Below are 20,184 nucleotides of genomic sequence, written 5' to 3' on the forward strand. Positions count from 1 at the left end.
AGAGTGCGGGCAGTATATTCACTGCGCTGTCGTAGAATATAAAAGCTTCCTGAAAACGGACTTCCAGGAAGTTAAATATATATTGGAAAGTAACCTATTTTTTTATATGGACACTGCTGATACTGGTGTTAATTCTGTAGAAATTCTTTCTCCCAACCATCAAGAGAGTGTAATTAAAGCTACCAGTCAGCAGGTTACTCCTGAAATGGTTGAGGAAATTATTAGGCGATACTACTACCGTACTCCTGCTGTTAGTAATGATCATGAGTTAATTTTGGCTTGGGCGGGATCGCAGAACCGCGAACAAACTAAGCGTAAATACTATAGCTTCGGTCAAAAATTACTCAGATGGGTACTCTCTGAAGGTATACCAGATTTACGATTAGTGCAGCAGCCAAAGTTACTTGATTTTATTAATAGTTGGGGTGAGGTTTCCCCTTATACCAAATCTAACCACATTTTGATGCTGCGTTCCTTGTGGAGTTACGGTAGTGGGGAGAGTATTGGTTATTTTTTACGGAATATTGCAAGTACGATTTCTTACGAAAATTTCAGCAATTTACCTAAAGCCGACCGATATCTTGAAGACTGGGAGATGGCAAAGTTGGCTTCGGCTGCTAAGGATTTAGGAGGAATTCACTGGCTGGTATTTTGTTTGCTTTTTTACAGCGGGATGCGTGTCGGTGAGGTTGGTAGAGTGACGGTTCCAGGTGATGAACCTCTTAAACCTAGGGAGGATTATTCGGGTTTATATTGGCATAACTTTCAGTGGTATCCCGACCCCATACCGGAGGATAGACAGCGGGGATACTATACAATTAAGTTTCGAGGAAAGGGTGGGAAGTACCGCGAGATAGGGTTAGACCACAAGACTTCGCTCGTTTTCAAAAAGTATCGAGGTACGGCTCGTGATAGCGCACCAGTTTTTCCAAATGTGTCGCCTGACCCAGCAAAAAGAGGGTTGCCGTTGAGCGATAGGGCGATTAAGCGGGTGATTCAAGATATTTCTGAGGTTGCAAAGGTAAAATTCTCGTGTCACTGGTTGCGGCATTCTCACGCATCCAGGGCTGTGGATAGTAAACCGCTGTTTGAGGTGCAAGACCAGTTGGGGCATAGTAAAACAGATACGACAAAGACGTATGTTCGTTCCAAGAAGGGTGCGGGCACGGGTACAGTGCTGCCGAGATTTTAATTGAAAGACCTATTTTTCGGGTCTTGTCCACTTTTGGCGATCATGTTCGGGGATGTTTGTTTAAGCGATAGTGCTGGCAACCCCCTACTCTTTGCTTCCTCAGCTACCTGTGTATGGTAATGGTGCTTTGAACGACTGGGTTTTCGGTTCTTGCTCCATTCGCTGATTTCGACGATTTTGCTCGCCTCTGTACTTTTGCACTTCTTAGGTCTGCCTATGTTTACACCTAATACCTCGTTAGCTTTGGCGATCGCCGACTCCTGGGTTTCTGACAAGATGGTACAAGATGTCCATCTTTTTTTCCACTTTGCTATTGAGTTTTCGGTTACGCCAATCTCTTGGGCTAAAGCTACATATTTTTTGCCTTCGTTTCAAAGCTGAATGCCATACATTCCATTCCTGTTCCAATCCTACTCACGGGCGTAGCTGGGCTAATCGCTTCTCTATCTCCTGCTCATACCGTGTAATACTCGGTAGTGGTTCTGAGGAATTCCATGTATTACGTGGATGATTGGCATAACTTGGCTTCGCAATACATGGTGTAGTATATATTCTAATTATTTAGCAATCCAGCAGTCAGCGATTACAGATACTTACGCCATTGCTGTAGCCATTTGGCGACAAGACTCGGCGCAGCGACGGCAAGATGCAGCACAGCGTTTGCAGTGGTCGCTGTCGTGTTTTTCACATTCACTGGCACAGCGATCGCAAGCTTCAGCACAGACTCCGCACATCTGACCATGAAGAGCCGAATTACGAGACATAAAACGGGCGCACAGAGCGCAAGTATCAGCACAGTCTCGGCACAGCTTGATGCATTGAGCCATCATCTGTACCATGTTGCCACTTAAGCAGGCATCAGCACAGTTTTCGCAATCGCGTAGGCAATCAAAGCAAGCTTCTATGCAAGTTTCAAGTAAGGATTGGTGAGATTGAGCTGTCGTCATAATTATACCTCCGATTTCAAGTCGTAAATTTCACATGAGACAGTATTTATGCCTCTGCGCTCTCAGATTAAAAAATAACTAATATGCTTGCGTCTACCTAATGGCACAAGAAATATTTATTACTAATGACATAAGGAAATTTCATGCTGATTTCATTTGAATATGCATAACTATTTTTTAATTAAAATTCCAAGGATTTCATATTAATTTCATCACTGTGTGGAAAGCTAAAAATATAGGGAAATATAGTGTCTTAGAAACTGAATTAATAATTTATGAGCTTTGATTATGACCTCTTTGTAATTGGTGCAGGCCCTGGAGGTGTTGCTGCCGCTAGACAATCTGCTGCTCATGGTGCTCGTGTGTTAATTTCCGAACGCGACCAAGTAGGTGGCACATGTGTAATTCATGGCTGTATTCCAGAGAAACTGATGGCATATGCTGCTAGTTTTTCCCATGTTTTTGAAGATGCTGACGAATATGGTTGGGATAAAGTGAGCGATCGCATTGACTGGCATAAATTTATGACAGCTAAAGACCGAGCGATCCAACATTTGAACAAATTGCATATTCAGCATCTTCAAGAAGCAGGGGTAAGCCTAATTTACGGAGAGACAAGATTTTTAGATTCTCATACTTTGGATGTTGGGGGACACCAGATTACTGCCAATAAAATATTGATTGCTGTAGGTGGAGAAGCTGTAAAACCCGAAATTCCAGGAATTGAATATGCTATTACTACACGTCAGATGTTTGAAATCAAGCAGCAACCGGAGCATATTGCGATTATTGGTAGTGACCAGATAGCAGTTAAGTTTGCTGGAAGCCTAAATGGGTTGATTTCAAAGGTTACTTTAATAGTACCTGAAGACCGGATTTTACCAGGTCGAGATGAAGATATTAGAACTACAGTTCAAGAAAGTATGACGAAGAATGGCATTCAAATTTTTTGCAATACTGTTGTTGAAAAAATTGATAAATTTCAAGATAGTCTACTTTTGAGTTTATTAGGAAATAAACAAGACACTATAACTGTAGATACCGTTCTTAGCGCCATAGGTCGAGTTCCTAATTTAAGTGGTCTTAATTTAGAAAAAGCGGGTGTTCAAGTCAAACAAGGAGCGATTGCAGTAGATGAATACAGCCGTACTACTCAGGCTAATATTTTTGCTGTTGGAGATTGCACTGACCGACCCCATTGGACTCCTGTCGCCATTGCCACAGGTCGTGCCTTTGCTGACACTGTGTTTGGTAATCAGCCCCGAACTGTGAATTTAGAGTGCATTCCCTCAGCACTTTCTTCTCGACCGGAAGCGGCTACGGTTGGCTTGACCGAAGCTAAAGCACGCGAAAAATTTGGGGAATCAATACGCTGCTATTCCCAAAGGTTTCAACCTCTTTTCGATGCTATTGCTGAACCGGAACAGAAAACTATGATTAAATTAGTAGTTGATAACAAATCAGACAGGGTACTCGGCGCTCATATGGTCGGTGAATATGCTGCTGAGATTATTCAATGTCTTGGACTTGCTATTCGGACAGGTATCACTAAAAAAGATTTTGATGCAACAATTGGTATTCATCCTTCAGCTGCGGAAGAGTTTTTCACCTTGCGCTAATTTTTGCTACTGACAAGAGTATATAGGATTTCTATTTGATTTCTGAAAATCCAGATTAGTCCAAAGCTCGGTTAACAAAGCCTAGAGGCTTAGTATACCTACCAAGATTCAAACTTGATTTTTATATCCAGCTAATACTCCTTAATGAAAGACGCTTTTTAAGAAGTGGCTTGCTGTAAATTCAAAGGTAAATATGCGCTCCAAATCAATTTTAAGGATAGTTTTATTGACACTAACTCTAGGATTAGTGCTAATAACGCCACGCTTGGGAGTAAGTCAAAAGTCACCTAATTCTATTGAGAGCATTCCCAATTCTATTGCTCAAAGTCCCCCTTTATCTCAGCCTGCGATCAACTCAAATATGCCCAGCATGGATATGTCTGGCATGAATGAGGCAAACTTCAAAAGCTCTGCTTTGATTGATACTGTTTTGATTGTTTGGTTTGGTCTGACAGTCCTGTCAGTGGTTTATGTAGCCTGGGATGCGTTCACCAGTAATCCTGAACTAACTGTAATGAAGTGGGGATGGCTATTAGTGACTCTCTACACAGGAGTAATTGGCGCAGCGCTGTACATTCTGTCTTGTAAGGAACCAGCCCCGATGCAGCATGAGAAGTTTGTCAAGCCATTGTGGAAACAGACCGTTGGTTCGACAATTCACTGTTTAGCTGGTGATGCAACGGGAATTATCGTTGCTGCCGCAATTACCATGACCCTCGGACTACCCATGTGGCTTGATGTAATTTCTGAGTATTTTTTCGGCTTTGCTTTTGGGCTGTTAGTTTTTCAATCTTTGTTTATGAAAGATATGCTGGGTGGTTCATATCTCAAAGCCGTCCGGCGTTCTTTTATGCCGGAATGGCTTTCAATGAATGCGGTGATGGCAGGAATGATTCCAGTAATGGTCATCCTGATGAGCCGTGATATGACAGCGATGGAGCCAACCTCAATTCGGTTTTGGGGTGTGATGTCTTTAGCAACTTTAGTCGGATTTGTAGTTGCTTTTCCCGTCAATATGTGGCTGGTTACCGTAGGTCTAAAACATGGCATGGGAACCGTCCGGGCATTAGGTAAAGGTGGTCACAGTTTAGCTGCTGAAAGAGAACAAATTACAGCAACTTCCGATAAAGTGCCTGCACCCAATGCTGATACAGACCAGTTTATGGAAGGAATGTAACCATGAAAACCCGTCGAAATATAGAGATGAATTCTTCTGCTGGCGATTCGCACGCGGGTATGTCAATGAAACCCAAAGCTACGCGATCGCAACTTTTAGCAGTGACGCTGTTAACACTATTAGCCTTAGCATTTGGTGTTTTCATCGCCGCACTCTACGGCAACTTTACCATGAGTGCTAGGAATATGCAGCCTGAGTCCATGCCGGGAATGAATATGGGCAACCAATCCATGCTTGGGATGAATATGAATAACGACAACAAGTCAATGCCTGGGATGAATATGAGTGGCACCAAATTTCCGACTCCAATATCATCGCTATCGCCTGCACCCATGAGTAGTGTCACTCAAATGAATGGTTTAGTCATGCCTCCAGGAATGATTATGACCTCTGATATGAGCATCGAAGCAATGGCAGACATGGCAGCAGTAGACTTGACAAAAATAGCCTACACTGCCCCTGTTGATGCACGGGGGGATCAGACTCTAACGCCTAAGCTAGAGAATGGTGTGAAGGTCTTTAATCTTGATGTTTCTTTGATCAAATGGAATATCCTACCAAATGTTCAGGTAGCTGCTTATGCTTTCAACCGTCAAGTTCCGGGGCCGCGGATTCGAGTTACTGAAGGCGATCGCGTCCGGATTGTAGTCAAGAACAACTTACCAGAATCAACCACAGTACATTGGCATGGCATGATTTTACCTAACAATATGGACGGGCCAGCCGATGTTACCCAAAAGCCAATTGCACCTGGTGCAAGCTATGTCTACGAATTCACTGTCAAGCAAGCAGGCACTTACTTTTACCACTCTCACAAAGATGTAGACCGCCAGCAAACTTTAGGGATGTACGGTGCATTAATTATCGATCCCAAGAATAAACCAGAAACTCCAGCCTCCGATCAAGACTTTGTGGTTCAGCTTCAGGAGTGGACAGTAAAGCAAGGCTACACCTTCCCAGCAATGCCGATGGAAGGGCTAATGCCTAACTTCTTCACGATTAATGGTAAAGCTTATCCCTCTACCCAAACTATAAACGCCAAAATTGGTCAGAGAATCCGCTTTCGCTTTATTGGTTCAAATAATGCCTTCATCCATCCAATGCATATTCATGGCGGCCCATTCAAAATTATTGAAACAGACGGTAATCCTCTACCCGCCGTTGCCCAAATTGAAAAGGACACTATCAATGTAGCTCCCGGTGAACGCTACGACGTAATTTGGACAGCTCGCGATCGGGGTAAATGGTTGCTGCACTGTCACATTGCCCATCACGCAACAAACGATAACGTTGAGGTAGAAGGTGGAGGTGGCTTAACAATGATTATTAACGTTACCTGAATTAAAGAAGCTTTACTGACCGAAAGAGCTAGTTCAGAACTGCACCTTTTCAGTACGAGACTTTATACTCCTCTATAAACCAAACTCTTGTTTGAGTTGAACAACCCAAGCTTTAATTCGTTCATTCGTTAAGTCAGACTGATTATCTTCATCAAGCGCTAGACCTACAAATTTACCATCGCGGACGGCTTTAGATTCACTAAATTCATAACCATCTATTGACCAATAGCCAACTGTTTCACCACCCTTTTCTGAAATTTTTTCTTCCAAAATCCCTATTGCATCTTGAAAGCTATCAGGATAACCAACCTGATCCCCTGCTCCAAAATAAGCAACTTTTTTGCCACCAAAGTCAATGTTATCTAGCTCATCATAGAAATCTTCCCAATCACTTTGCAATTCACCAATATTCCAGGTAGGGCAACCGATGATGATATAACTGTAATCCTTCAAATCATTTGGTTCAGCTTGTGAAATGTCATTTAACGTTACTACGTCTTCTCCACCAAATTCCTTTTGAATTGTTTCCGCTTCAGTTTGAGTATTACCTGTTTGAGTGCCGAAAAATAAACCAATATTAGCCATTCTCCCTCCTTAATTTTTCTTGTAGTGATTGTTTTGCGTTGTGTTTATGCGGTCACTACTCTAGTTTGAAGCCGCTGTCGTATCTGCGTACTATCACCTTATACTAAGCAAAAGGATAAATAATTTATGCTATCGCCATACACATCTGATGACAAAACTTTCTCGCCTCAACTTAAGAGGTTCCAAGGGTAAACTTCATCTTCCTAATGGCATGATTGTAATTTATTTCCAACGGCTGATAATTATTTCATCCTAATTTCATCTTGATATGTATATATGGATGTTTGAGTATTTTCTCAAGAATGTTTAATCTAAATTTATAAGTAAGTAATTAAAACAAGATAATTTGTATAAAAAAAGAATACAGATAGCTTGCATCAGGTAAAGTAATGAGTTGATATTTTATGTACCTTTATTCCCTTTATGAAACTGTGCTGTTGTTACCAACGGTGTTTTTTGTTCCTGTATTTCTAACAATTCTGGTATGGTTACAAACCGATAACCACGCTGTTTGAGTGAAGCGATAATTTGTGGTAAAGCCTTAACAGTGCGTGAGCGATCGCCACCACCATCATGCATCAGTACTATGCCACCAGGCTTTGCGTCCTTCAGCACATTATTGACGAGTCTGGATACTGGAGGACGGCGATAGTCGATCGAGTCATCTGACCACATGAGAACAGCGTAATTATTCTTTTGAGCGTAATCAGCTACACCATTGTTGAGGATGCCATAAGGCGGACGAAACAGAAAAGTTTTTACTCCCATAATTTGGTAAATAGCTGTTGCGGTGGACTCAATCTCACGCGCAGCAACAGACAGGTTCATATGCCGATACCAGTGATGCCACGTATGATTACCAATCGCGTGGCCATCGGCTACCTCTAGCTTGGCAATTTGGGGAAAATAATGCACCATCTCTCCCACACAGAAGAACGTTGCTTTAATATTTTGTTGCTTCAGGATTTGCAACACTTGTTGCGTGTATTTAGGTGCGGGGCCATCATCAAAAGTCAGTGCAATAACTTTGTCTGGTTTACTCAGCTGTGCCTGCTGAATGATTTTTCCCTGAAACTCATTAGGGACTGTAAAGATGTAACTGTTCACTTGTGCAACAATAGCTTTATTAGATGCCAAACTATGCTGATTGCTCACCGCGCTGGCACTGAGTTGTTCTGGTTTTTTGACTAATGTTTGATGGTCTGAGCGTTCTGAAAACCAAAATCTTCTGAAACCAAGGTCACATAAGACAGCGACTAGCGGGATGAGTACTATTCCTCCAATCAATAATTTTAGCTTTATCATATTAGATTTACTTATGTTTACTATAAACGCAAATTATTTGAAATACGTTACTTCCATAACATAATTATTTGCCATATCTAAACTCTGGAGCTAAGGTCGGCAAATCAAAGCGAGGTGTCACAAAAGAATTAGAACTTTAGGTTTTGTAGTAATGTACTACAATCTTCTAATTTCTTGTAGCTAGTCTTTGCCAAGAGCAGGAACCTTTAATTTCATCCTAATTTCATCTTCGGCTGTCAAACTATCTAGTAAGTACAACAGTTGCATTGTCAGCAATCAGTTACTTAGATGATTTTATTACTTAAGCAAAAAATAAATCACTTAAAGGGTTGACTCTCCAGCAAACTGGAGATTGCAAAATGAAATCAGGAAACATTTAGATAATCACTATGCAACTTTCTACTCTGAAAAATAGCTTTTTGTCATTGAGCTTAGTAGCGATCGCCTCTGTTCCTAGCGGTTTGTTAACAGCCTGTTCTACACCCAACTCCCAAAACCAAGCATCAAACCCTACTACCACCGCTACTGATACTAGCGACAAGCAACCGATGAATCATGGTGGTAGCATGATGAACCATAACATGGCAATGGATTTAGGTTCAGCCGATGCTAATTATGATTTGCGGTTTATTGACGCAATGATTCCGCACCATCAAGGAGCAGTGGACATGGCGAAGGTTGCACAGGAGAAATCAAAACGTCCTGAAATCAAAAAGCTGGCTTCGGAAATTATCAAAGCTCAAGATCAAGAAATCGCCCAGTTGAAACAGTGGCGCACAGCTTGGTATCCAGGAGCAAGCAGTACCCCGGTGGCTTATGATGCGAAAACAGGTAAAACAGTCTCAATGCCTCACCAGCAGATGCAAGGCATGATGATGAATATGGACTTGGGAGCCGCCGATGCTGAGTTTGACTTGCGGTTCATAAATGCAATGATTCCCCATCATGAAAGTGCAATTACAATGGCTCAAGATGCATTGAGCAAATCTAAGCGTCCTGAAATCAAGAAATTAGCTCAAAGTATCATTGATTCACAGCAAGTAGAGATTAACCAAATGAAACAGTGGCGAAAAACTTGGTATAACCAGTGAGTCTAGTCCTGTACTGCTTCCCTACGGGACGCTCCGCGTAGCTTGCTTCTTTGCAGGAGTACGCAGAAACCGCAGGGTGGGCGGTAAACCCGCCGTAGGGAACTGGCTGGCTATCTCTTCTCCTTCCCTTCTCTACGAGAGGCTGCGCCCTAAGCGTAGCTATGCCGCAAGCTTTACGGGACGCTGCGCGTAGCAAGATCCCCGGAGGGGTACGGTGACGCTCCGCAAACTCAGTGGTAGCGACGTTAAGAGCTTCACCCTAAAAGGTTTCTCAAGCTAGGGAACTGGTGTTAGCGAGTAGTCCAGCGTCAGTAAGAGCGTCACCTGAAGGTAAGCAAAAGTATCTATGTGAAGCATGATGCAAGTATCCAATGCCAAATAGATAGGGAACACTTGCTTTCCTGAATTCCAGTTGTGTTTAGAGTGATGTCATTCTCAGAGCGGTCAAAACTTGATTTCATCCTAATTTCATTTCTGAATGAAAGACTAGTAAAAGAGTGTATTTCTAAAACTTAAAAGTATTTTTGACTGTTCGCAATTTCTTCCCTCCCATACTCAAGGATTTTTAGTAGCGATGTCTAACTCTCTGTGTTCCCAAACACCTACAGCTATTCGTTATGTTTCTGGCACATTCCTGAGCCTGCTGTTATTAGCAAGTCCCGCAGTTGTTCTGGCTCATGGCGGACATGGAGACGAATTTCAAGGAGGAAGTGAAGCCACTTCAACTAATAATTCTATTCAGGTTGATGCCGACACAGCCAAACGGTTAGGGATTAAAGTCGAGCCAGTCCAACGTCAAAGGTTAGCTATTGGCATTAAAACTACTGGACAAATAGAGACTCTTCCTAACCAAAAAGTAGAAGTGACCACCCCAATTGAAGGGGCGAAAGTTATTGAATTGTTGGTGGAACCAGGTGCGTCAGTAAAGAAAGGTCAACCTGTTGCTGTTGTTACTAGTCCAGGTTTGGTGACGTTACGTGTGGAATCTCAGGACAAATTAGCACAAGGTCAAGCTGATTTACAACTGGCGGAAGCTGACTTAAGACTGGCTCAACAAAATTACCGAAGATATCAACAAATAGCTGACTCTGAAATTGCCCAAGCACAGAGTCAAGTTGATTTTGCTCAAGAAAAGTACAACAAAGACAAACAGTTAGCCACTGAAGGCGCTTTACCCCGACGCAATGCTTTAGAATCCCAGACCCAGCTAGCGCAGGCAAAAGCTGAACTTACTAAAGCTAACAGCCGTCGGGACGTTATCGGGGCAGAAAATCAACTTAAACGCGCTCAAGCATCAGTTCAGCTAGCAAAGTCAAATATTAATCGCAGTAATACTAGTTATCAAACTCGACTTGCTCAACTGGGAAACCTTCCCAATGCTAAGGGACTAGTAACAGTAACCGCTCCCATCTCTGGTAAGGTTGCTGATAGAGAAGTTACTATTGGTCAAACTTTTAATGATGCAGGTGGTAAATTGATGACGATTGCCAATGACAGTCGGCTTTTCGCCACAGCTAATATTTATGAAAAAGATTTAAGCAAGGTAAAAACTGGTCAAAGGGTGACTCTAAAAGTAGCTAGTGTGCTTGATCGTACCTTTTCTGGACGAATTTCCCGGATTGGAACGGTAGTAGAAGGAGAAACACGAGTTGTACCAGTACAAGCAGAAATAGAGAATTCAAGCGGACAACTCAAACCCGGAATGTTCGCGGAGCTAGAAGTCTTAACAGACCAAACGTCCTCTGCTATTTCAGCTATTCCTAACTCAGCAGTGGTTGACGCGAATGGAAAGAAAGTTGTTTATGTGCAAAATGGTAATGCTTACCAAACAGTTGAAGTAACTTTAGGGCAAACCTCTGGAGATATGGTTGAAGTTAAGAGTGGCTTATTTGAAGGGGATATGATTGTCACTCAACGCGCACCACAACTTTACGCACAATCGTTGCGGGGTGGTACTAAGCCAACAGGTGAGACAAAAGAATCTCCTGTACAAGCGACTGAAGTTAAAACGCCTACCTTACCAGTACCGCTGTGGTTGCTAGGAACAGGTGGAGGAGTTGCAATAGCTGCTGTAGCTTTCATTGCAGGTCGTCGCAGCAAGCCTCAACTCGTTCCAGTAGGAGCAGAATTTGCCTATGATGTACCAGAAGATTCTATTAATGGTTCTACAAACTCAGATGATAACCACCGCGCGCCTCATGAAGAACCAAAAGTCATAATTATTAGTAAAAATACTCAACAATAAATATGCTCAGTGCTATCATCAAGTGGGCGATCGCTCGCCGTTGGTTAGTTATCCTGGGTACAATTATCCTGACAATTTGGATATTTCGGACAATTATCCAAATGCCTTTGGATGTTTTCCCTAGCTTTGCACCACCCCAAGTCGAAATTCAAACTGAAGCACCAGGACTCGCCCCTGAAGAATTAGAATCCCTAGTAACTTTACCAATTGAAAGTGCGATTAACGGTACTCCTGGAGTGACAGCAGTACGCTCATCTTCAGCAGCAGGAATTTCTGTTGTCAAAGTTATTTTTGATTGGGACACTGATATTTATCAAGCTCGTCAGCTGGTAACAGAGCGATTACAACAAGCGCAAAGTAAGCTTCCCGAAGGGGTAGAAACTCCCCAAATTTCCCCTACAAGCTCTCCCATTGGCACTGTACTACAATACGCTTTTACCTCAGAAAATACTTCTTTAATGGAAGTGCGGCGGATTGTTGATTGGCAAGTGACAAACCGCCTTTTAGCTGTGCCTGGTGTTAGTCAGGTAGTGGCGTATGGTGGCGATGTTCGCCAATATCAGGTATTAGTAGATCCAGCCAAGTTAAGAGCTTTTAATGTCACTTTAGAAGACGTAGAGCAAGCAGCCAAAGCTGCCAATGTTAACGCTCCTGGTGGCTATTTAATTACTCCTGACCGAGAAAAGTTAATTCGTGGTATTGGCAGGATTGAATCTATAGAAGAATTACAGCAATCAGTAATTACTGCCCGTAATGGTACGCCTGTCAAAATTTCAGATATCGCTGATGTGCAAATTGGTGCAGCTATTAAACGGGGCGATGGCAGTTTTAACGGTCAAAAGGCAATTGTTGTGATGATTAACAAGCAGCCTCAAGCCGATACTCCTACCGTCACCCGTGCTATTGAAGCAGCGATGTTAGAGATTCAAGCAGGCTTACCCAAAGATATCAGAGTCACACCTACTTTTCGTCAAGAAAACTATATCGATTCTTCTATTGAAAATGTTCGAGAGGCTTTAATTGAAGGCAGTATTATTGTTGCTCTAATTCTAATTCCTTTTTTGATGAATTGGCGTAACCTTGCTATTTGTTTAACTGCCTTACCTTTATCTTTATTACTGGGAGTACTATTACTAAATTGGTTGGGACAAGGTTTAAATACCATGACGTTGGGAGGGTTAGCAGTAGCAATTGGTTCAGCCGTTGATGATGCAATTGTCGATGCTGAAAATGTCTACCGTAACCTGCGAGAAAATAAATATTCACGCAACCCGCGTCCAGTTTTAGATGTTGTATTTGACGGTTGTCAAGAGGTACGGGATTCAGTATTTGGAGCTACCATCATTACCATAGTTGTCTTCTCTCCAGTTTTTGCTTTAGCTGGTGTAGAAGGCAGCATTTTTATCCCGATGGGATTAGGCTATATGGCAGCAGTTATTGCTTCGAGTATCACGGCATTAACGGTGACTCCAGCTTTATGTGCAATTTTACTGCCTTATGGTCGTTTGCCAGAAACAGAACCTTGGGTAGCAAGATTTTTTAAAGGACTGTACCATCCTCTATTAACATTTTCTCTGCGGCGTTCTGGAATTGTTATAGGCGCTGCGATCGCTAGCTTGGTGGCTGCTACTGTAATTGTCCCCTCCTTTGGCAGAATATTTTTACCAGAGTTTCAGGAGCAAACTTTGGTGAATACCTTAACTCTTTATCCGGGGGTTTCTCTAGAAGCTACTAATGCAGCTGGTGAAACACTTCAGCACGCACTCAAGGGAGACTCTAGATTTCCATACGTGCAATTGCGTTCTGGACGTGCGCCAGGAGATGGGGATGCAGCAGGGGTGAATTTGGGACACTTGGATATTGAGTTAAGCGACGCAGGGATGAAAGACAGGGAGGGGACAATTGAGAAGTTACGGGAGGAATTTGCTAAGTTACCGGGGGTAGCGCCAAACATTGGCGGTTTTATCTCGCACCGCATGGATGAGGTGTTGTCTGGAGTCAGAAGTGCGATCGCAGTCAAAATCTTCGGCCCCGATTTAGAACAACTCCGCACCGTTGGACAGCAAGTTGATGATGTTATGAAAACTGTGAATGGGATTGTAGATTTACAACTAGAACCCCAAATACCGATTGAACAAATACAAATTAAGTTCAACCGACCTGCTGCTTCACGGTATGGTTTGACAGTAGGAAAACTATCTGAAATTATTGAAACTGCTCTGAATGGACGAGTAGTATCTCAAGTTTTAGAGAAACAACAAACTTTCGATTTAGCTGTGTGGTTAAAGCCAGATGCACGGCAGAATTTGGATACTATTCGCAATTTGTTAGTAGATACCCCTAATGGGCAAAAAATTCCTTTAGCACAGGTTGCCGCAATTGAAAATGGTACTGGGCCTAATACTATAAATAGAGAAAATGTCTCCCGTCTGATTGTTGTTTCTGCTAACGCTAATGGTAGAGATTTGCGCTCTATCGTCAATGAAATTCAAGCTAAAGTTAAACAGCAAGTACAGATACCTGCTGGTTACTATATCCAGTATGCGGGACAATTTGAAGCAGAAGAAAGAGCAACTCAGAATATTTTAATATCGAGTGCGATCGCCTTTGTGGCAATTACAGTCATTATGTATCTTTCTGTCAAATCTATTCCTTCTACCGCCATGATTATGATTAACTTACCTTTGGCGTTGGTGGGAGGAGTATTTTCAGTAGCTTTGTCTGGCGGCGTTATTTCTATTGCTTCTTTGGTTGGCTTTATCACTCTATTTGGAGTTGCTACCCGCAATGGTTTGTTACTTGTGGATAATTACAACACTAAATTTGCCGAGGGTATACCACTTAAAGAAGTTCTGATTAAAGGGTCAATGGAACGTCTGAATGCCATTTTAATGACAGCTTTTACCTCTGCTTTAGGATTAGCACCTCTAGTAGTTGAGAGTGGCCCTGGGAAAGAAATTTTACAACCATTGTCGATAGTTGTGTTGGGTGGGTTGTTTACCTCTACGGCGTTAACGTTAGTAGTTTTGCCTGCTTTGTATGCCAAGTTTGGTAAGTTATTGCTGCCTAAGCGTACTATGTCAATTGTAGAGGATGGCAAAGTACCAAAAGCAGTTTTTTAGCAATGATAAATATCATAGGAATTTTATCTAATAGAATCCTGGCGAGACAATTTTCCTAGCTTTGATAAATATGCCCCCTCCCCCCATTTTTGTTAAAATATTGATATAAAAGACTTGTGTAACTATGCCCCCCTGATAAATGAATACCTTGACATTTTTCTTAGCTTTGAGAAATCCGGTATTTGCAAGGCTGTACACTGCTCAGACCACTAGTTTATTGGGCGATGCACTTACTTGGGTGGGTTTAGCCCTTCTGGCCTTTGAGTTAGCTGGAAAGAATGCTGCGGTTGTGCTTTCAGTAGCTTTGACTCTGCGTGTGACTGCTTTTGTGTTGCTGTCTCCCCTTGCAGGTGCGATCGCAGACCGCCTTGATCGTAAGAAAATCATGGTTGTTACCCATATATTCAGAATGCTAATTGTGGGTATGTTGCCTTTTGTGACGCAGATTTGGCAAGTTTACGTATTAATATTTGCACTTAACGTCTTTAATGCTTTCTTTACCCCAACTTACCAAGCCACGATTCCATTAGTCACGAGTGAGAATGACTATGCAGGCGCGATCGCTCTTTCGGCTGCTACTTTTCAATTACTTGGTGTACTTGGCCCTGGTATCGCTGGGAGTGTCGCCGCCTTCATTGGTGCGAGACAAGTTTTCTATTTGGATGCTCTCAGCTTTGCGATCGCAGCAGTCTTAATCTTCACCCTACCAGGTCAGCTCGTCGTTGCACAAAATCAACAGCCTTCCAGAACAACACGCCGAACATGGGCAGACATTAAAGACGGTACAACTCGCCTCCTTTCAGATGCACCTATTCGTTACGCGCTAGCAATGCAGCTAGTCGCATCAATTGCCGGAGCGCAAATCTTAGTAAATACTGTTGGCTATGTTCAAGGTACACTCAAATTGGGAGAAGTGCAGTACGGCTGGGTGATGGCAGCTTTTGGTATTGGTGCAACCCTGTGTGCAGTTATTTTTGGTACGTTCAATAGAAGTTTGCCCCGGACAACATTTGTTTTGATTGGTGCAACTTTGATAACATTGGCTTTGTTGCCTGCTAACTACGCAAATTTAGCACCACTGATGCTGTTATGGTTGGTGGCGGGTGCAGGGCAAAGTTTAGTGAATTTACCCACTCAGACATTAATTGCAGACCGCATCCCATCTGGTGTACAAGGGCGGGTTTATGGCGCACACTTTGCCTGGAGTCATCTCTGGTGGGCAATCTCCTACCCTCTTGCAGGTTGGTTAGGAAGTTATTTTGCTGAACGCGAGTTTCTTTATGGTAGCTTAGTAGGCTTGATGCTGCTAGTGGTAGTGCAAATTACCCTTTCACCTCAGGAGCATGAACACGAACATCTCCACTATCCTAGTGTGCATGAACATAAACACATCCACGATGAACACCATCAGCATAACCACGATGAGGGGATGGCTATAGGCGAATCTCACAACCATGTTCACGAACACACGACGATTATCTATCACACTCACCCTCACACTAGGGACATTCACCATCGCCATAGTCACTAAATTGCTGTTGCCAATTTTTGCTAAAGAGATTGAGAAAGATGAGATTGAAAATGTTGCCGATGTTTCATCGGAGCATCGGTAAAAAGGTTAGAATGAACTCCGCATCTTTGCTCATGTTTATGTTCTAGAAACTAGCTGTAAAAGAGCCAGAAGTGTATATTTAAATTTATTAGAAAGTATCACAGGCGAGAATAACCCTCAACTTTATCAGGTGCTTAAGGCTTTTATTTTTAATATTAGGGAACTCGATACGTTATTTCGATCACCATTTTTGAAAAAACTGGGACTCTTAGCTTTATAGACTAGGTAAAAAACTCGGCATGACTTGGTAACATCACTGGTCAGTTTGTGTTACTCAAATACTGAAAATTTTTTATACTCAAATTTCTCAACTTTTTGAGCAGGTAGTGGCAACTGGTTGAAATAGTGTTGTCAGAGGATAAAAATAGAAATATCCCAATAAGTCTTTAGGTTTACTTAACCAAGATAATCAAGTATCCCTAAAACCTATTAGCGAAGATTCAATTAATTTTATTTATCATTTTGACAAAAAAGAATGATTGCTTGTATCAATATGCTTCGGTAAGCTGAAATTAAGTATTTTGGAAAAAATTAATATAAAACAGAATTTTCATATTTAACTTTGCAACTAAAGACTTACAAAATAAAAACCAAGGATTGGCTGTAATTCAATCAGAGTTTACTTTAGGATTTGAGTCTTGTTAGGCAAGGTGTTTACATATTAAATAGTGATCTACATGAGAATTGATAGGATATATGCGAACAATCATTTCTTTCTAATTTTCAAGTTAGTGAATAAACTTAAATTATATTTTTCAAAAAACTTGACATACTTTATTCATAATAATGACAAGCTTCTATTAAATAAATTTTCTATTATTGTAGACAGAAGATGTTCTAATTTACGGCAATAAATTAAGGATTTTGAGGTATGGATAACATTTTGCTTTGTCTAATTTTGGGACTTATTGCAGGAATAGTAAGCGGAATGACCGGAATTGGAGGCGGAATAATTATTCTACCTGCTTTGATTTTTATGTTTGGTTTTTCTCAACACCAAGCTCAGGGTACAACATTAGCTTTGCTTGTTCCTCCTATTGATATCTTGGCTGCATGGACTTACTACAAGCAAGGATATGTAGACCTGAAGATAGCAGCATTGCTCTGCTTAGGTTTTGTATTAGGTGGATGGCTTGGTGCTAAAATAGGAACCGGATTATCTAATGTGATATTAATGAGAATATTTGGAGTTTTACTGCTTGTTAGTGCTATTCGAGTAATGTTTACAAACGTAGGCGATTCAGCTTTGTAACTTAGTGCCTCAAAATTAGCAATTAAAGTAATATAAAACTCACGAATGTGAACATTTTAGAATTCTCCTTATTAGTTTGGTTTGGTTCCTTAACCGCAGGTTTTCTAGGTTCGCTGACTGGGTTAGGAGGTGGAGTGGTAATTGTACCGTTCTTAACTTTGGCGTTTGGGGTTGACATTCGATACGCCATTGGCGCTTCATTGGTATCTGTGATTGCCACTTCTAGCGGGGCTGCATCCGCCTACGTTAAGGAAGGTTACACAAATCTGCGGTTGGGGATGTTCTTGGAAGTGGCGACAACAGGAGGAGCTATAGTTGGGGCAATTGTGGCGGGGATAGTTTCTACTAGAGCGATCGCTATTGTCTTTGGCATTGTTCTACTATATAGTGCCTACCTATCACGTCAACACCGTGTTGAACACCTAGAGAGCGAACCGCCAGATCCTCTAGCAACTTCTCTCAAACTGAACGGTAGTTACCCAACTCCTGATGGACAAAAATTTTACAATGTCCGTGCAGTACCAGTTGGATTTGGACTGATGTTTGTCGCTGGGGTACTTTCAGGGTTACTTGGCATTGGTTCAGGAGCTGTTAAAGTGCTGGCAATGGATCAAGCCATGCGTATTCCATTTAAGGTTTCTACCACCACTAGTAATTTTATGATTGGCGTAACGGCAGCAGCTAGCGCTGGAGTGTACTTGAAGCGGGGTTACATTGATCCGGGATTGGCAATGCCAGTAATGTTGGGGGTACTGCTTGGTGCTTTGTTAGGAGCAAGAGTACTTGTAAGAGCAAGGATTGGACTGTTGCGAAATATCTTCAGCCTTGTTATTTTGGGGCTGGCAATTGAGATGATCTACAAAGGTTTAACGGGAGGGATTTAGAATGTCTCAACCCAGGCGCAAATGGAGCGAACATCAAGTTGAGCAGTTTGTTGGCAACCTTTTAAGATTTGGGGTTCTTTGTGCTACTACCGTAGTTTTAGTAGGTGGAATTTTGTACTTGATTCGCTATGGGAATAGTCCTGCCAATTACCAGTTTTTTCGGGGAGAACCCACAGATTTTAGCTCTTTAGAGGGAGTAGGAACAGCAGTTTTAGCAGGTCGTCGTCGTGGCATCATCCAATTTGGATTACTGCTATTAATCGCCACACCGATTGCACGAGTGGCATTTTCCCTGTTTGCGTTTGTGCGGCAAAGGGACTTGACTTATATAATTGTGACTTTGATTGTACTAACTGGGTTAATTTACAGCCTTTTGGGTGGCAATTCTTAGAAAAAGATAGTAGTTAAAATGCCTAATTCCTCAGCTAATAGAATTTCATTCTGATTTCATCGTCAAGTGTGATGATGATAAATGCAATTAATCGTGATTTAACAATTACAGCTTTCTCTTTGCACCGAATTACCAGTCATCAACCCAAAGGTAACAGCAACAGTGGCAACAAAAACTTTTCAAACCATCCCCCGCAATGTTTGGGTTTTGGGATTTGTCAGTTTGTTAACTGATATTAGTTCCGAAATGATTCATTCGGTGTTGCCGTTATTTCTAGTTTCGGTATTAGGGGCAAATTTGCTAACAGTTGGGTGGATTGAGGGAATAGCAGAATCAACTGCTTCCGTGTTAAAAGTCTTTTCAGGAGCCTTAAGCGATTATTTAGGACAGCGTAAGAGATTGGCTGTCGCTGGTTATGGCCTATCTACCTTAGTTAAACCCCTGTTCGCATTAGCAACTAGTCCTGCATCGGTATTAATAGCTCGTTTTGGCGATCGCGTTGGCAAAGGAATTCGTGTAGCTCCCCGCGATGCAATAGTAGCAGATGTTACCGATAGCGCTCATCGTGGAGCCGCCTACGGTTTACGCCAATCTCTGGACACCATCGGCGCATTCACCGGGCCACTGATGGCATTTATGTTGATGTCTTTTTCTAGACAGAACTTTCGCCTAGTTTTCTGGTTAGCAGTGCTTCCCGGTATCTTAGCAGTAGCTCTTTTGGCAATTGGCGTGCGCGAACCCAGCAATATAAACAGTCAAAGACAGAATAATCCTCTACAGTGGTCTGCTTTGCAAAGTTTGGGTAAAAGCTACTGGGTGCTAGTTGCGGTTGCGCTACTATTTAATCTTGGTAATTCTAGCGATGCTTTTTTATTGCTGCAAGCACAGCAAGCTGGAGTGTCTGCCTCGCTAATACCGCTCACCCTGGTTGTAATGAATATAGCTTACTCTCTGAGTGCTTATCCAGTAGGATTACTATCTGACCGCATTGGTAGATTGGGGCTACTAGTGGGTGGATTTTCTGTGTATGCTTTAGCATATCTAGGTTTTGCATTCGTTGATGCTCCTTGGCAGGTATGGGGACTGTTTGCGCTGTATGGGCTGCATCAGGGGATGAGTCAAGGCATATTGTTAGCACTGGTAGCAGATAGAGTTCCGTCCCATCTACGGGGTACTGCTTTTGGATTAATCAACTTGGCTATTGGTGTAGCGCTTTTACCAGCTAGCCTGTTGGGAGGTATTTTATGGCAAACAATCAGTCCAAAAGCAACTTTCATCGCTGGAAGTATTTTCGCTTTGAGTGCGATTGCATTACTGCTGGTATTTGAAGGCAGAAGACGGAAATCAGTGGGTAGAGAGTAAAAATCTTCATTGTCAGCAATATCTTTCCAAGTTCTTGACTTTTTCTCTCTATGATGAACC

At 42.2% G+C, this 20,184-nt stretch carries 16 protein-coding genes; 12 read left to right on the forward strand and 4 right to left on the reverse strand.

The features are described 5' to 3' along the window. The first annotated feature begins 106 nt into the window (after window positions 1-106). The gene (locus VB740_RS25055; protein WP_323202607.1) at window positions 107-1,192 is read left to right on the forward strand and encodes a site-specific integrase; all 1,086 of its coding nucleotides are present in this window, start codon (window positions 107-109) and stop codon (window positions 1,190-1,192) included. Here the strand turns inward: VB740_RS25055 and VB740_RS25060 are convergent. Continuing rightward, window positions 1,189-1,467 (reverse strand): hypothetical protein, encoded by a 279-nt coding sequence (locus VB740_RS25060; protein WP_323202579.1) that lies wholly within the window; start codon window positions 1,465-1,467, stop codon window positions 1,189-1,191. The two genes, VB740_RS25055 and VB740_RS25060, sit on opposite strands and share 4 nt — an antisense overlap. Window positions 1,468-1,785: 318 nt before the next feature. Continuing rightward, entirely contained in the window at window positions 1,786-2,139 is a 354-nt protein-coding gene (locus VB740_RS25065) for a four-helix bundle copper-binding protein (protein ID WP_323202580.1), read from the reverse strand. Window positions 2,140-2,414: 275 nt separating this feature from the next. Here VB740_RS25065 and gorA point away from each other — a divergent pair, with 275 nt between their 5' ends. The 3 genes from gorA (at window position 2,415) to VB740_RS25080 (ending at window position 6,275) form a co-directional block, all read left to right on the forward strand. Then, window positions 2,415-3,758 carry a glutathione-disulfide reductase gene (gene gorA / locus VB740_RS25070; protein ID WP_323202581.1) on the forward strand — a complete coding sequence of 448 codons (1,344 nt, stop codon included), beginning with the start codon at window positions 2,415-2,417 and terminating at the stop codon, window positions 3,756-3,758. Window positions 3,759-3,984: 226 nt separating this feature from the next. Further along, window positions 3,985-4,935 carry a DUF4396 domain-containing protein gene (locus tag VB740_RS25075; RefSeq protein ID WP_323202582.1) on the forward strand — a complete coding sequence of 317 codons (951 nt, stop codon included), beginning with the start codon at window positions 3,985-3,987 and terminating at the stop codon, window positions 4,933-4,935. A gap of 2 nt (window positions 4,936-4,937) precedes the next feature. Beyond that, entirely contained in the window at window positions 4,938-6,275 is a 1,338-nt protein-coding gene (locus VB740_RS25080; RefSeq protein WP_323202583.1) for a copper oxidase, read from the forward strand. Between the two features lie 72 nt (window positions 6,276-6,347). On the opposite strand, the gene fldA is transcribed toward VB740_RS25080, so the two are convergent. Continuing rightward, a complete protein-coding gene (fldA, locus tag VB740_RS25085; RefSeq protein WP_323202584.1) occupies window positions 6,348-6,860 on the reverse strand; it encodes a flavodoxin FldA in 513 nt (170 codons plus the stop codon). Window positions 6,861-7,262: 402 nt separating this feature from the next. Continuing rightward, entirely contained in the window at window positions 7,263-8,165 is a 903-nt protein-coding gene (locus VB740_RS25090; protein WP_162398317.1) for a polysaccharide deacetylase family protein, read from the reverse strand. Between the two features lie 389 nt (window positions 8,166-8,554). Between VB740_RS25090 and VB740_RS25095 the strand changes: the two genes are divergently transcribed. The 8 genes from VB740_RS25095 (at window position 8,555) to VB740_RS25130 (ending at window position 20,124) form a co-directional block, all read left to right on the forward strand. Continuing rightward, window positions 8,555-9,256, forward strand: a complete 702-nt coding sequence (locus VB740_RS25095) for a DUF305 domain-containing protein (RefSeq protein WP_323202585.1) — start codon at window positions 8,555-8,557, stop codon at window positions 9,254-9,256. A 574-nt stretch (window positions 9,257-9,830) separates the two neighbouring features. After that, entirely contained in the window at window positions 9,831-11,501 is a 1,671-nt protein-coding gene (locus VB740_RS25100; protein WP_323202586.1) for an efflux RND transporter periplasmic adaptor subunit, read from the forward strand. Window positions 11,502-11,503: 2 nt separating this feature from the next. Continuing rightward, window positions 11,504-14,623 carry an efflux RND transporter permease subunit gene (locus VB740_RS25105; RefSeq protein WP_323202587.1) on the forward strand — a complete coding sequence of 1,040 codons (3,120 nt, stop codon included), beginning with the start codon at window positions 11,504-11,506 and terminating at the stop codon, window positions 14,621-14,623. A 139-nt stretch (window positions 14,624-14,762) separates the two neighbouring features. Beyond that, window positions 14,763-16,154, forward strand: coding sequence for an MFS transporter (locus VB740_RS25110; RefSeq protein WP_323202588.1), 1,392 nt, complete (start codon window positions 14,763-14,765; stop codon window positions 16,152-16,154). 952 nt (window positions 16,155-17,106) lie between these two features. Next, window positions 17,107-17,487: a sulfite exporter TauE/SafE family protein gene (locus VB740_RS25115; protein WP_323202589.1), complete on the forward strand. Its 381-nt coding sequence runs from the start codon at window positions 17,107-17,109 to the stop codon at window positions 17,485-17,487. A 47-nt stretch (window positions 17,488-17,534) separates the two neighbouring features. Continuing rightward, window positions 17,535-18,371 (forward strand): sulfite exporter TauE/SafE family protein, encoded by an 837-nt coding sequence (locus tag VB740_RS25120; protein ID WP_323202590.1) that lies wholly within the window; start codon window positions 17,535-17,537, stop codon window positions 18,369-18,371. Between the two features lies 1 nt (window position 18,372). After that, window positions 18,373-18,762, forward strand: a complete 390-nt coding sequence (locus VB740_RS25125; RefSeq protein WP_323202591.1) for a DUF1634 domain-containing protein — start codon at window positions 18,373-18,375, stop codon at window positions 18,760-18,762. A gap of 162 nt (window positions 18,763-18,924) precedes the next feature. Continuing rightward, window positions 18,925-20,124 (forward strand): MFS transporter, encoded by a 1,200-nt coding sequence (locus tag VB740_RS25130; RefSeq protein WP_323202592.1) that lies wholly within the window; start codon window positions 18,925-18,927, stop codon window positions 20,122-20,124. The last annotated feature ends 60 nt before the right edge of the window (window positions 20,125-20,184 follow it).

The organism is Nostoc sp. UHCC 0251 (genome assembly GCF_034932245.1).
Lineage (GTDB): Bacteria > Cyanobacteriota > Cyanobacteriia > Cyanobacteriales > Nostocaceae > Nostoc.